Genomic DNA, 15,014 nt, shown 5'->3' with positions numbered 1-15,014 from the left:
ATAGTATAAAATTTCATTAATTATTAACATTTTGTTGCATAATGCAAAGGTTATGCTGATTTTTGAACGCAGAAAAAATAGCCATGACATTAACACATTTCATATCCACCAAAACATTAGAATTAGCGACTATAAGCGATATTCTCTTTTATGATAAAAAGCTAGAACTTTCAGAAGAGGCTATTTCCAAAATAAAAAAGTGCAGAAACTACTTAGATGAGAGGATGCTTGGGCAAGATGAGCCTATTTATGGTATCAATACCGGTTTTGGCTCTTTGTACAATGTGAAAATCTCTAAGGATAAGCTCACACAACTACAGGAGAATTTGGTGATGTCACATGCTTGCGGTATTGGTGATCAAGTACCAAATAGTATTGTAAAATTGATGTTGTTGTTAAAAATTCAGTCTTTAAGTTATGGCCATAGCGGCATACAGTTGGATACGGTTTTGCGTTTGATTGATTTTTATAATCATGATGTTTTACCTATCATCTATACACAGGGTTCTTTAGGTGCCTCTGGAGATTTAGCGCCTTTAGCACATCTTGCTTTGCCTTTAATTGGTAAGGGAGAAGTGTTTTACAACGGACAGGTAAGGTCGGCGCAAGAGGTCATGGACGTTTTTAAATGGCAGCCAATTACGCTCTTATCAAAAGAAGGATTGGCGCTTTTAAATGGCACCCAATTTATGAGTGCCTATGGCGTACATTTATTATTGAAATCTTATAAACTGTCGTATTTGGCAGATTTTATTGGAAGTATTTCCTTGGATGCATTCGATGGAAGGATTGAACCGTTTAATGAGTTGGTACATTTGGTAAGACCGCATAATGGCCAATTAAAAACAGCAAAACGCATTCGAGAGTTCCTGGAAGACAGTGAACTTATTTCACAACAAAAACAGCATGTTCAGGATCCTTATTCTTTTAGATGTATACCTCAGGTTCATGGCGCTTCAAAAGACACTTTGGAGTTTGTGCATAAAACCATAAAAACCGAAATCAATTCTGTTACCGACAATCCGAATATATTCATTGAAGAGAATGAAATTATATCTGGAGGCAATTTTCATGGACAACCATTAGCCTTGGCTTTAGATTATTTAAAGATTGCCATGGCCGAATTGGGAAATATATCTGAACGGCGCATTTATCAGCTCATTTCTGGTCAAAGAGGTCTTCCAACATTTCTGGTAGATAATCCCGGACTTAATTCAGGATTTATGATTCCACAATATACGGCCGCGAGCATTGTAAGTGCAAATAAACAACTGGCAACCCCAGCAAGTGTGGATTCCATTGTTTCTTCAAATGGTCAAGAAGACCATGTGAGCATGGGTGCGAATTCTGCTACACAAGCACACACTTTAATATATAATGTTGAGCGTATTTTGGCTATTGAATTATTGAATGCTGCTCAGGCCATTGCTTTTAGAAAACCTGCAACATCATCACCATTAATCGAATCATTTTTAAAGAGTTATCACAGTGAAATTAAATTTGTTACTCAAGATGAAATATTCCATGACCTTATAAAAAAATCGGTTCAATTCATTGACGATTTTTCTATTGAGAATGATCTCCTTTTCGATTGACCTAAGGTGTGATTAATCCTCTTGATTTAAAATTGAATTTGTCCAATCAATCGCTTTGGTCATGTCATTGAAGATTTCAAAGGGCTTAGTAAGAAATAATTTTTCCACCTCGGCGTTGGATTTTGCCTTATAGTCTTTTGAAACCACAGCAAAGCCTTTAAGATTTTTAATCTTTGAGGTTTCAATATAGGTTGAGGGATCCACAGCATACGAGTTTATGCGATTCGATATATAAACAAAGTTCTTGTTTATAAAATATGTTTCCACTACGTTGTTGAGTTCTATGTTGTGCTTTGGAGAAATAGTTATGCCTTCGTTAATTGTAACGATCACATACGAGTCATAGATTCGCATCTCACAAAAATCAAATTTTAATAAATCTGTCATATATAAAGTTAATCAATAAACATATAAAAGCAAAAAAGCATCTGCCAAATTACAGATGCTTTATTTTTGTTATGAGGAATAATTAAGATTCTGTTTGTGTTTCAGGTTTTTCAATCTTAATGACCAATTCATTTGTTTTTGCATCCAAATCCATAGTTATAGTATCTCCTTCACTAATTTTAGCAGAAATAATTTCTTCTGCCAAGGTGTCTTCAACATATTTTTGAATCGCACGTTTTAATGGTCGAGCACCATATTGTTGATCAAATCCTTTCTCAGCAATATAATCTTTAGCTTCAGAAGTTAAGATAAGTTCATAACCTAAATCTTTGATACGAATAATCAATTTCTCCAGTTCAATATCAATAATTTTATTGATATGTTCTTTTTCCAAAGTATTGAAAACCATAACATCGTCAATCCGGTTCAAGAACTCTGGTGCAAATGCCTTTTTAAGAGCATTTTCAATAATGCTTCTTGTATTATCACTTGCCTGGGCAGCTTTTGCAGCCGTTCCAAAGCCGACACCTTGTCCAAAATCCTTTAACTTACGAGCTCCAATATTAGAGGTCATGATAATGATGGTGTTTCTAAAATCAATTTTTCGTCCGAGACTATCCGTAAGATACCCATCATCCAAAACCTGTAAAAGCATATTAAATACATCTGGATGTGCTTTTTCAATTTCGTCCAATAATACAACAGCATAAGGCTTACGTCTGATTTTTTCGGTCAATTGTCCGCCTTCTTCATAGCCTACATATCCTGGAGGTGCACCAACAAGTCTTGAAATAGCGAATTTTTCCATATACTCACTCATGTCAATTCTTACAAGAGCATCTTCACTGTCAAAAAGCTCTCTCGCCAATACTTTGGCTAACTGCGTTTTACCAACTCCAGTCTGACCCAAAAATATAAACGACCCAATTGGCTTGTCTGGATCTTTAAGGCCAGCACGATTACGCTGGATGGCCTTAACCACCTTGGCAACGGCTTCGTCCTGTCCAATAACTTTTCCTTTGATCAGTTCTGGTAATTTAGCAAGTTTATTACTTTCGGTTTGAGCAATTCTATTTACAGGAATTCCGGTCATCATTGAAACCACATCAGCAACATTGTCTTCTGTTACGATTTCTTTGTGCAGTTTGGTTTCCTCTTCCCATTTTTCTTGAGCAATGGCCAACTCTTTCTCAATGCGCTTTTCGTCATCCCGCAATTTGGCGGCCTCTTCATATTTTTGCTTCTTGACTACCGTGTTTTTGGTTTCCTTGACCGCTTCTAACTGCTTTTCAAGCTCTAACACTTGTTTTGGCACGTTAATGTTGGTAATATGAACTCTTGAGCCCGCTTCATCCAACGCGTCAATAGCTTTGTCGGGTAAAAAACGCTCTGTCATATATCTATTGGTCAATTTTACACAAGCTTCAATAGCTTCTTGTGTATATCTCACATTATGATGTTCTTCATATTTGTCCTTAATGTTTTCCAAAATCTGAATGGTTTCCTCAACGGTTGTTGGTTCTACAATCACTTTTTGGAAACGACGTTCTAAGGCACCATCTTTCTCAATATATTGTCTGTATTCATCCAGGGTAGTGGCACCAATACATTGAATTTCACCTCTTGCCAAAGCTGGTTTGAACATGTTTGATGCGTCCAAACTTCCTGTAGCACCACCGGCACCTACAATGGTATGGATTTCATCAATAAAAAGAATAATGTCATCATTCTTTTCCAATTCGTTCATAACGGCTTTCATACGTTCTTCAAACTGGCCTCTGTATTTTGTTCCAGCAACTAAGCTTGCTAAATCTAAGGTCACCACGCGTTTATTGAATAGTGTTCTAGATACTTTACGCTTGATAATCCGGAGTGCCAAACCTTCAGCAATTGCCGATTTACCAACACCAGGTTCACCAATTAGAAGTGGGTTGTTCTTTTTACGTCTGCTTAAAATTTGCGAGACGCGTTGTATTTCTTTCTCTCTACCAACTACAGGGTCAAGTTTACCTTCTTCTGCCAAAACTGTTAAATCGCGACCAAAATTATCTAAAACAGGTGTTTTTGATTTTTTGGCGCCCTTTGCAGCAGATTGACTGAATGGGTTGTGTTTTGTCTCATCATCACCCATATCATCATCAGAAAATGACTCCGCCTTTGGAGATTCTGTGTAGTCATCATTGTTAGTTATCATAGATTTGAATTGTTCTTTTACGTTATCATAGTCCACTTTTAGCTTATTTAAAAGCTTTGTAGTGGGATCATTCTCATTTCTTAAGATGCACAATAATAAATGTGCCGTATTGATAGAGGTGCTTTGAAACAACTTTGCTTCTAAGAAAGTCGTTTTGAGTGCACGCTCAGCTTGTCTTGTTAAATGTAGGTTTTTCTTTTCATTTGACACTGTTGCATGACTTGGGTTTGCCGGACTTAAGATTTCCACTTTACGTCGTAAGTGGTTTAAGTCAATCTCCAATGCGCTTAAAATATCAATAGCTTTGCCGTTGCCATCTCTTAGCAACCCTAGCATTAAATGTTCTGTTCCTATAAAATCATGTCCTAACCTTAAAGCTTCTTCTTTGCTGTAGGCTATAACATCTTTGACTCTTGGGGAAAAATTATCATCCATAGTAAAATCCTTTCTGCATAAAATTAATGAAAACAACTCTATTAGGGCAAAAACTATACCTTAATTATTTTCATATGGGCTAAGGGACGAAAAAAACTTCACAATTTCAAAACATTTAACGAGATACTTATCAAATGAAATCCCTATATATTGTTAATAAAATATACCAAAAAACCATCAACAAAGTGGCGTTAAAACTCGTAAAATGGTTATCTTAGCACGATTTGAAAATATACAAAAAATCTAATTAACTTATATATGACAGAAGGAGAAAAAGTGATTCCTATCAACATTGAAGATGAAATGAAATCGGCTTACATTGATTATTCAATGTCGGTCATTGTGTCACGTGCGTTACCAGATGTTAGAGACGGTCTTAAACCTGTGCATAGACGTGTACTTTTTGGTATGCATGAGCTTGGTATTAGATCTAACACGGCTCATAAAAAATCGGCAAGAATTGTTGGTGAGGTTTTGGGTAAGTACCACCCACACGGAGATACATCAGTTTATGACGCCATGGTGCGTATGGCCCAAGAGTGGAGTTTACGCTACATGTTAGTCGATGGCCAAGGGAATTTTGGTTCCATTGATGGTGATAGTCCTGCAGCAATGCGTTATACAGAAGCAAGGATGCGTAAGATATCTGAGGACATGTTGGCAGACATTGATAAGGAAACTGTAGATCACAAACTGAATTTTGACGATACATTACAAGAGCCAACTGTTTTACCAACACGTATTCCGGGACTTTTAGTCAACGGTGCTTCTGGTATTGCAGTAGGGATGGCTACAAATATGCCACCTCATAACATTAGTGAAGTGGTGGATGGTATCATTGCTTATATTGATAATCGTGATATTGATATTGATGAGTTGATCACACATATCAAAGCTCCAGACTTTCCTACTGGAGGAACTATTTACGGTTATGATGGCGTTATAGAAGCGTTTAAAACAGGCCGTGGAAGAATTGTGATAAGAGCGAAAGCGAATATTGAAGAAGTTCAAGGGAGAGAATCAATTGTCGTCACTGAAATTCCTTACCAGGTCAATAAAGCCGATATGATCAAGAAAACGGCAGATTTGGTCAATGAAAAGAAAATTGACGGGATCTCCATGATTCGTGATGAATCCGACAGAAACGGGATGCGTATCGTTTATGTTTTAAAGCGCGATGCCATTCCAAATATTGTTTTAAACACCTTATATAAGTACACTGCGCTTCAGTCGTCTTTTAGTGTGAACAATATTGCACTTGTAAAAGGGCGTCCGGAATTGTTGAACTTAAAGGACATGATCCTTCACTTTGTTGAACATAGACATGAGGTTGTTGTAAGAAGAACTACTTATGAACTTCGCAAAGCAGAAGAACGCGCCCACATATTAGAGGGTTTAATCATCGCTTCAGATAATATTGACGAAGTTATTGCATTAATCCGTTCGTCATCTAACGCTGACGAAGCACGCGAGAAATTGATTGAACGTTTTCAACTTTCAGAAATTCAAGCGAGAGCCATTGTTGAGATGCGTTTGCGTCAATTGACTGGTCTAGAGCAAGATAAATTACGTTCAGAATATGATGAATTGATAAAAACAATTGAAGATTTGAAGGATATTCTTGATAAGAAAGAACGTCGTATGCAAATCATCAAAGATGAATTGGTGGTTGTTAAAGATAAGTATGGTGATGAGCGTCGTTCTGTAATTGAATATGCCGGTGGCGATTTGAGTATTGAAGACATGATTCCTGATGAGCAAGTGGTCATTACCATTTCTCATGCTGGATATATCAAACGTACGTCATTGACAGAATACAAGACTCAGAATAGAGGAGGTGTTGGTCAAAAAGCATCCACAACACGTAATGAGGATTTCTTAGAACATTTATTTGTAGGTACCAACCACCAGTATATGTTATTCTTCACTCAGAAAGGAAAATGCTTCTGGATGCGTGTTTATGAAATCCCGGAAGGCAGTAAAACCTCTAAGGGTAGAGCCATCCAAAACTTGATCAATATTGAACAAGATGATAAGGTCAAAGCTTTCATCTGTACCGAAGACCTTAAGAATGAAGAGTATATTAACAGCCACTATGTCATTATGGCAACCAAGCAAGGTCAGGTTAAGAAAACTTCTTTAGAGCAATATTCCCGTCCAAGAACGAATGGTATCAATGCCATTACTATTAAGGACGATGATATTTTATTGGAAGCAAAACTAACCACTGGCAATAGTCAGATCATGTTGGCATTAAAATCAGGTAAGGCCATTCGTTTTGAAGAGGCTAAAACTCGACCAATGGGAAGAAACGCTTCTGGAGTTCGAGGCATTAGTTTAGCACACGCAAAAGATGAAGTGATTGGTATGATAACCATAGAGAATCCGATGGAAGAATCTGTATTGGTAGTTTCTGAACATGGCTATGGTAAACGTACTTATATTGACGATCCAGAAGATGGAGAAGCTGTTTACAGAATAACCAACAGAGGTGGAAAAGGTGTAAAAACCATTTCGATTACTGAAAAAACCGGTAATTTAGTGGCTATCAAATCGGTTAGCGATGAAGATGATTTAATGATTATCAACAAATCTGGAATTGCTATCCGTATGGCAGTTAACGATCTTCGTGTTATGGGAAGAGCGACACAAGGGGTCAAATTGATCAATCTAAAAGGAAGTGATTCTATTGCAGCGGTCGCCAAAGTGATGAAGGAAGAAGAAGATCCGCTAATAGATGACCTATTAGATGACACCATTGAAAATGACACCATTGAAAATGAGGCCGATGAAGAAAATGGCACAACTCTTGATAATTTAGACGACGAAAACAATAATTAACACTTAACATTAAAATAACTAAAAATGAGAAAACAAATCATCATCGCTTTGGCACTTTTAGTAGGTTCTTTTTCTTTTGCGCAAAAAAGCGAAATTAAAGATGCTGAAAAGGCTATAAAGAAAAGTAATTTTGCAGAAGCTAAATCTGCAATTAACGCTGCAGAATCCTCAATTGGGAGTGCAGACGATAAAACTAAAGCCCAGTTTTACTTCACAAAAGGTCAGGCATTTTATGCCAACGGCACCGGAACTGATGCTGACATGGATGCTGCCATTGAAAGTTTGAACAAGGTAGAAGAAGTGGAAGGAAAAAACGGAAAGTATTCAAAAAGCGTTCAGGAAATAAAACAGGAAATGATTAATTCCTTTTTGACCAAAGCAAACGAAGCTTTAGAGAAAAAGAACTTTTCAGCATCTTCTGCTGGGTTTGAAAAAGCCTATAAAATGTCAAAATCAGATACCTTGTATCTTTATTATGCAGCGGCAACAGCTGTAAATGGTGAAGATTATGACACAGCCTTGAAACACTATGAGGAACTTAAGAATTTAGGTTACGTTGGTATTGAAACAGAATATGTCGCCATCAACAAAGCAACAAATGAAGAGGAAACTTTTCCATCGAAAGCTTTGATGGATATTTCGGTAAAATCTGGTTCGCATATCAAGCCAACCGTTAAAAATTCAGAATCAAAACAAGGAGAGATTGTTAGAAATGTGGCATTGATCTACATGAACCAGGGTAATAACGAGAAAGCTCTGGAAGCTATGAAAGATGCTAGAGCAGCAAATCCTGATGATGCCAGTTTAATTATTTCTGAAGCCAATATGCAATTGAAAATGGGCAATAGAGATGAGTTCAAGAGACTTATTCAAGAGGCTTTGGTAAATGATCCTGACAATCCAGAATTGCTATTTAACTTAGGAATCGTTGCTGCAGAAGGTGGAGAAATTGAAGCGGCCAAAGGTTATTACGAAAAAGCTTTAAAAATCAAACCAGATTACACAGACGTACATAATAATATGGCGGTATTGATTTTAAGTCAAGAACAAGCTATTATTGAAAAAATGAATGCCCTTGGGAGTTCTGCTGCGGATAATAAAAAGTACGATGAGCTGAAAGAAGAAAGAGCTCAACTTTATAAAGATGCAATTCCTTATTTGGAAACAACACTTAAGTTACGTCCAACAGATTTGCAAACAGCAAAAACCTTAGTAAATATTTACAGTGCTTTAGGTGATACTGCTAAGCAAAAAGAGATGCAAGCTAAAGTTGCAGCCTTGGAAACTGGTCAAAACTAGAAAAACAAGTATTGACTTTTGAACATAAAAAAAATGCTATCTCATTGAGATAGCATTTTTTTTATATAATTTTTTTAATGACCCGAAGTTTATGGGTATGCATTTTTACATCCGTATTGTAAATTCCAGAATGGTCCAACCTATCAATACGTACTTTTCCATGGGCATGAATGATATAATTATCGGGCATAATGATGCCAACATGTACAATCTGCCCTTCATTATTATCAAAAAAAGCTAAATCTCCTGCTTCGCTTTCTTCTATAAAACTTAAGGCTTCACCTTGTTTTGCTTGTTGCTCTACTGCTCGGTATAAGTTATAACCATTCAGTTTATAAACCATTTGTGTCAAACCTGAAGCATCAATGCCAAAAGGTGTTTTTCCGCCGTATAAATATGGTGAGTTGCGATACAAGAAAGCGGTCTCTATCAACTTTGATTTTGGTTGGGTGCCTTCAATACAATTTCCGTCAAAGGAATGCTCGAGAAAATCCAAGGCTGTCAATGAAGATCCTACCGGAATTGTGAGTAATTGATTGTTGTTGTCTTGGACGAATTCTATCAGATCACCAGAAAGTCTTCGCGGACACTCTGTCAATATATTATATTCAGATTCGGGAAGTTCAAGATATTGGTTGTTATCGATCCATCCTTCAAATTGATCATAATCCAAACGGATTTTACTCCATTTTTTTCGACGTTCAGTCACCTTGAAGATTTCACCATATAATACTTGAGACACAAGTTCAGTAGTATCTGAAGGTTCTATTCTTAAAGGGACGATGCTTAAATTGGCAATTCCGTAGGTCATAGAGGCGACATGGTCTATTGACTGTTTTGATTGATCATTAGGCCATAATTACCTAATAATGTGAAATGAGAAAATGTTGTCATTGAAAAGAAATCCATCAATAATTACTGTGAATTGAATCTACAAAAAGATGAGTATTAGAAGCGTTCGATAACAATTGCTGAAGCACCTCCGCCACCATTACAAATAGCTGCTGCTCCAATTTTTGCATTGTTTTGTTCTAATACGTTCAACAGTGTGATGATGATCCTAACTCCTGAGCAACCTAGTGGATGGCCTAAAGATACGGCACCTCCATTCACATTGACATTGCTATCATTGAGGCCTAAGAGCTTCATATTGGCCAATCCCACTATCGAAAAAGCCTCATTGAACTCAAAATAATCGACATCATTTATTGAAATCCCTGCCTTGTCAAGCGCTTTTGGCAATGCCTTGGCGGGAGCGGTAGTAAACCAATTTGGTTCTTGTGCAGCATCGGCATAACCTTTAATGGTGGCTAAAGGTTTCAGTCCGAGTTCATCGGCCTTTTCCCTGCTCATCAAAACAACTGCTCCAGCGCCATCATTAATAGTGGATGCATTCGCAGCCGTTACCGTGCCATCTTTTGAGAAAGCAGGTCTTAAAGATGGAATCTTGTCCATCATAACATTTGTATATTCTTCGTCCTTTGAAACAATAACAGGCTCACCACGACGCTGAGGAACTTCCACAGGTACAACTTCATTATCAAATTTACCTGCATCCCAAGCAGCAGCAGATCGTTTATAAGATTGAATCGCAAACGCATCCTGATCTTCTCTACTAAACTCATATTCCGTGGCACAAGCATCAGCGCAAACACCCATGGCATTTTCATCATAGGCATCTACCAAACCATCCTTTTGCATCCCATCAATTAATGTAGCAGGGCCAAATTTAGTACCATTTCTTGCATGTAAATAATGAGGAATCAAGCTCATGTTTTCCATCCCACCAGCAACAATTATATCAGCATCGCCGAGTGCAATTGATTGAGCGGCTTGCATTACTGCTTTCATTCCAGAAGCGCATACTTTATTTACTGTTGTACATGGTACGGTATCAGGAATTCCAGCATATATAGACGCTTGGCGTGCAGGTGCTTGTCCTGTTCCAGCTTGTACGACGTTGCCCATAATTACTTCCTGTACTAATTCAGGATTGAGGTTGATTTTATCCAAAGCGCCTTTTATGGCGATAGCTCCTAATCTTGGTGCAGGAACTGTAGATAAAGCACCTAAAAAACTACCTATCGGAGTTCTTGCTGCGGATACAATGACGACTTCTTTGCTCATTTTTAATGGGTTTTAATTTGAATGATGCAAAATTAAACATTTTTAAATTGATTTTGGAATGAAACCTGACGTTAAACCTACAAATCCCTTTATATTTTATTACTTTTGAAAGACAATTGATGCAGCTTTGATGAAAAACATTATAAACAAGTGGTATAAGAATCATTCACTTATTTACAAAATCCTCCTATTTATTGGGACTACTTTTTTAATTGTTTATCTCTTCCCGAAAAGTGGCAAATTCAAATATAATTTTGATAAAAATAAACCATGGCAGTCGGAAAACCTTTATGCGCCATTTGATTTTGCCATTCAAAAATCACCCGAAGAATTACAAAAAGAAAAATCTGTTATAGTAAAAGAAAGCGCCGTGTATTTTGACCTCATAGAAGAGGTTAAGGATTTTGTATTTGAAGATTACAATAAGAAGTTCAACGCCACCTTTCATGACTCATTGGGCAGGAAAAAGACAGAACTTTTCCGGGTAGGTAAAACAGTGCTGAGCGAGATCTATAAAAATGGTGTATTAGAAGAAGATTATAATTATCCAAATGACAAGAACGTCATCCTATTGGATGGTCAAAACCAAATTGCTTCCACAACCTATTCTGAACTTGCCAAGATAGATGCCTTTAGGAGGTTGTTGGAAAAACAATTGGAAGATCGAGGCAACTCTAAATTTACTGCGGTTTTTGTATCTATGTTTTTTGATTTGATTGAACCCAATCTCAAGGTCAATAAGTCCATTACACAAAATGCACTGAATGAAGAATTGGATAAAATATCTACAACGCGAGGAAATGTTGAGAGGGAAACCTTAATCATCTCTAAGGGAGAATTAGTTGAAGGCCATAAATACGACATCTTAAAATCTTTGGAATCAGAATATGAATCACAGGTTTGGAGTTCTTCCAATTACACCTGGGTTGTAATTTCCTATTCCATATTAGTGGCGTTGACTTTATTGATGCTGCTTCTGTTTTTAAGAAAATACAGGATAGAAGTTTTTTTGGACAATACAAAAGTGACGTTCATATTTTTCAATATCCTATTAATGGTATTGTTGACAACGCTCATTGTCAATTACAATTCCAAGTATGTATATGTGGTGCCGCTTTGTGTCCTTCCATTGGTTCTAAAAGCGTTTTTTGACGCAAGGTTAGGATTGTTTGCCCATGTCCTGACGGTGCTTTTGTTGGGCTTTATCGTGCCGAACAGCTACGAATATATGTTTTTACAGATTATTGCAGGTATCGTCACCATACTTACCGTTTCTGAATTGTACAAACGCGCTAATTTATTTATTTCGGTAGGACAGATCACGCTTATTTATATCATTACTTATTTTGCATTTTTCGTTATTCATGAAGGCAGTATTGCCACCTTGAATTTTGAAGCTTTTGGGATGTTCATTTTATGCGGATTGGCCACGCTTTTTGTACAGCCACTTATATATATCTATGAGAAGTTGTTTGGATTGGTTTCGGATGTGTCCCTATTGGAGCTTTCAGACACCAATACCAAGCTCTTGAAAGAATTATCAAACAAGGCGCCGGGAACGTTTCACCATAGTTTAAATGTGGCTAATTTGGCCGAGGCCTCAGCTAATGAAATTGGTGCGAATGCCATGTTGGTTAGGGTAGGAGCACTTTATCATGATATCGGTAAAATGAAAAACCCGACATATTTTACCGAGAATCAATCCACAGGTATTAATCCGCATGATGAATTGTCCCCACAGGAAAGCACAAGTATCATTTTCGCACATGTGTTGGATGGAATTGAAATAGCTAAGAAAAACAATTTACCGGATCGTGTTATCGATTTTATTAGGACACATCATGGCACCAGTGTGGTCTATTATTTTTACATGAAGGAGAAAGAATTGGATATTGCGACAGATATTGCCGATTTCAGATATCCAGGGCCAAAGCCTTTTAGTAAGGAAACTGCAATTTTGATGATGTGCGATAGTGTAGAAGCAGCTTCGAAAAGTTTAAAAGACCCGTCTTCCACAAAAATCAACCACTTTGTAGAAAACATTATTAACAAGCAAATGGAGGATGGCCAGTTTTTAAATGCCGATATTACCTTTAAAGAGATTGAGTCCATTAAGAAAATATTGAAAAATAAATTAGCTAACATCTTCCATCTCAGGATAGAATATCCAGAATAAAAAAATCATTTTAAAAAGTCTTAGAAATAGTTGCTTTCTTTGGAATGAAGGACTACATTTGCATCCGCATTTAGAACATGTTCTTTAATAAAATAGGAGAGGTGCCAGAGTGGTAATGGAGCAGATTGCTAATCTGTCGACGGGTAACTGTCGCCAGGGTTCGAGTCCCTGTCTCTCCGCAAGATTTGCTAATAATATTACCGGAATAGCAAGTTTAATAGAATTCAACTTTATAGTTGATTTCGGGGTGTAGCGTAGCCCGGTTATCGCGCCGCGTTTGGGACGCGGAGGTCGCAGGTTCGAATCCTGCCACCCCGACAAACCTAGCAATAGGACAAACTAAAACACTGTTAATCGTATGATTCTCAGTGTTTTTTGTTTTTAATGACATCACTTGATATCATTTAATAACAACTAAAAGGTGTACAATCAGGTGTGCACTTTCTTACCAAAATTGTCGTAGATTTAAAGGACTTTAAAAACGATTTGACTTTTGTCTTTAAACCATTTTTGTTTAACCAAAGACATCAACAATGCAGACAAACACTACCTTTTCCGTGATTTTCTACACAAGGAAATCCCGAAGCACTGCGAACGAATTAAACATCTTCGCCCGCATCACAGTCAATCAGAAACGTTCAGAAATCAGTTTAAAAAGGTGTACACTTTTAAGGGAGTGGGACAGCAACAAGAATAGGGCACGTGGTAGCTCCTACAAAACGAAAGTTCTCAACACCTATCTAGACCAAGTATACAGCCATTTATTGGACTGCCATAAGCAATTACTGGAAGAAGGAAAGATCATTACGGCAAACGCCGTTAAAGCACGTTATTTGGGCCTGGACGAGAACCATAAGACTTTGACCGAGCTCATGACGTACCATAATACCAACATGGTCAGCATCCTGAAATATGGCACCATGAAGAATTACTACACTACCGAAAGGTATCTTTTGAAGTATCTGGGCAAAGTTTCGAAAGTAGATGACATTTACCTGAAACAATTGAACTATCGGTTCATCTGTGATTTTGAGCAATTCCTGAGAGCCTACAGAAATCCAAAAAAAGAATTGGTACTGTCCAACAACGGCGTTATGAAACATATGGAACGCTTTAAAAAAATGGTCAACCTTGCCGTTAAGTTGGAATGGATTCCAAAAAACCCCTTCAATCAGTTTCAGCTAAAGTTCGATAAATTCGACAGGCAGTTCCTTACTGAGCGGGAACTCGAACTGATAGAAAACACGCATTACAATAATGCGCGTTTGGAACGTGTCAAGGACTGTTTTATGTTTTCCTGTTACACGGGACTTTCCTATGTAGATGTCAGGGAACTGACCTTGAACCATATTACTCGGGGCATCGACAACAACTATTGGATCTTTACCAAACGTGAAAAAACAAATGAAACGGTCAAGATTCCTATTTTGCCCAAGGCCTTGGCAGTTATAGAAAAATATAGGGATGAAGCCGAAAAAACAAACAATAAAATCATCCTTCCTGTCAGCTCAAACCAGAAAACCAACAAATACCTAAAGGAAATAGCGCTCGACTGTGGTATCCATAAGAATGTTACCTTCCATGTGGCCAGACACACCTTTGCCACCACGGTCATGCTCTCCAATGGCGTTCCCATTGAAACCGTATCCAAACTGTTAGGACATAACAAGCTATCAACAACACAGATTTACGCCCGGGTCGTAGAATCAAAGATAAGTGAGGACATAGACAATCTGCTGATTAGGTTTGAAACGAAAAAGTTGAAACCAAAGGCCCAAACTAAACAAACAATTTTTTAAGGGTAATGAATTTCCTTTCAATGCGCTCCTCACAAGGCTACGGGAGTGTATTGAAAGGAAATTTCAGCTAAAACTAAATTGCAAAATTACTCTCTCCGTTTAAAAGACTCATACTGCTCAGGTGTCAATTTCAAATCAAACGACTTTGATCAAAATACAAA

The 15,014-nt window shown here is 37.4% G+C and carries 9 protein-coding genes and 2 tRNA genes; 7 read left to right on the top strand and 4 right to left on the bottom strand.

The features are described from left to right. Positions 1-83 precede the first annotated feature (83 nt). Positions 84-1,595 carry a histidine ammonia-lyase gene (hutH, locus tag ESZ48_RS05410; protein WP_129016308.1) on the top strand — a complete coding sequence of 504 codons (1,512 nt, stop codon included), beginning with the start codon at positions 84-86 and terminating at the stop codon, positions 1,593-1,595. A 12-nt stretch (positions 1,596-1,607) separates the two neighbouring features. Here hutH and ESZ48_RS05405 read toward each other — a convergent pair whose 3' ends face one another. Continuing rightward, positions 1,608-1,982 (bottom strand): hypothetical protein, encoded by a 375-nt coding sequence (locus tag ESZ48_RS05405; protein WP_129016307.1) that lies wholly within the window; start codon positions 1,980-1,982, stop codon positions 1,608-1,610. Between the two features lie 82 nt (positions 1,983-2,064). Further along, a complete protein-coding gene (locus tag ESZ48_RS05400; RefSeq protein ID WP_129016306.1) occupies positions 2,065-4,611 on the bottom strand; it encodes an ATP-dependent Clp protease ATP-binding subunit in 2,547 nt (848 codons plus the stop codon). Between the two features lie 258 nt (positions 4,612-4,869). Between ESZ48_RS05400 and gyrA the strand changes: the two genes are divergently transcribed. Together gyrA and ESZ48_RS05390 are read left to right on the top strand one after the other, a co-directional pair. Next, complete coding sequence (gyrA, locus tag ESZ48_RS05395; RefSeq protein ID WP_129016305.1) at positions 4,870-7,452, top strand: DNA gyrase subunit A; 2,583 nt, start codon at positions 4,870-4,872, stop codon at positions 7,450-7,452. A 24-nt stretch (positions 7,453-7,476) separates the two neighbouring features. Beyond that, positions 7,477-8,751 carry a tetratricopeptide repeat protein gene (locus tag ESZ48_RS05390; protein ID WP_129016304.1) on the top strand — a complete coding sequence of 425 codons (1,275 nt, stop codon included), beginning with the start codon at positions 7,477-7,479 and terminating at the stop codon, positions 8,749-8,751. A gap of 61 nt (positions 8,752-8,812) precedes the next feature. On the opposite strand, the gene ESZ48_RS05385 is transcribed toward ESZ48_RS05390, so the two are convergent. Next, complete coding sequence (locus tag ESZ48_RS05385; RefSeq protein ID WP_129016303.1) at positions 8,813-9,562, bottom strand: C40 family peptidase; 750 nt, start codon at positions 9,560-9,562, stop codon at positions 8,813-8,815. 137 nt (positions 9,563-9,699) lie between these two features. After that, the gene (locus tag ESZ48_RS05380; protein ID WP_129016302.1) at positions 9,700-10,878 is read right to left on the bottom strand and encodes an acetyl-CoA C-acyltransferase; all 1,179 of its coding nucleotides are present in this window, start codon (positions 10,876-10,878) and stop codon (positions 9,700-9,702) included. A 130-nt stretch (positions 10,879-11,008) separates the two neighbouring features. Here ESZ48_RS05380 and ESZ48_RS05375 point away from each other — a divergent pair, with 130 nt between their 5' ends. The 4 genes from ESZ48_RS05375 to ESZ48_RS05360 all read left to right on the top strand — a co-directional run bounded on the left by ESZ48_RS05375 (position 11,009) and on the right by ESZ48_RS05360 (position 14,853). Beyond that, positions 11,009-13,054: an HD family phosphohydrolase gene (locus ESZ48_RS05375; RefSeq protein ID WP_129016301.1), complete on the top strand. Its 2,046-nt coding sequence runs from the start codon at positions 11,009-11,011 to the stop codon at positions 13,052-13,054. A 95-nt stretch (positions 13,055-13,149) separates the two neighbouring features. After that, positions 13,150-13,233, top strand: a tRNA-Ser gene (locus ESZ48_RS05370). 64 nt (positions 13,234-13,297) lie between these two features. Next, positions 13,298-13,372 (top strand) — tRNA-Pro (locus tag ESZ48_RS05365). A gap of 215 nt (positions 13,373-13,587) precedes the next feature. Further along, complete coding sequence (locus ESZ48_RS05360; RefSeq protein WP_129016300.1) at positions 13,588-14,853, top strand: site-specific integrase; 1,266 nt, start codon at positions 13,588-13,590, stop codon at positions 14,851-14,853. Positions 14,854-15,014: the final 161 nt, after the last annotated feature.

Origin of the sequence: Gelidibacter gilvus (assembly GCF_004115975.1) — a bacterium.
Classification (GTDB): Bacteria; Bacteroidota; Bacteroidia; order Flavobacteriales; family Flavobacteriaceae; genus Gelidibacter; species Gelidibacter gilvus.
The sequence above is the reverse complement of the archived record's forward strand: the minus strand, read 5'-3'. Positions and strand labels throughout refer to the sequence as shown.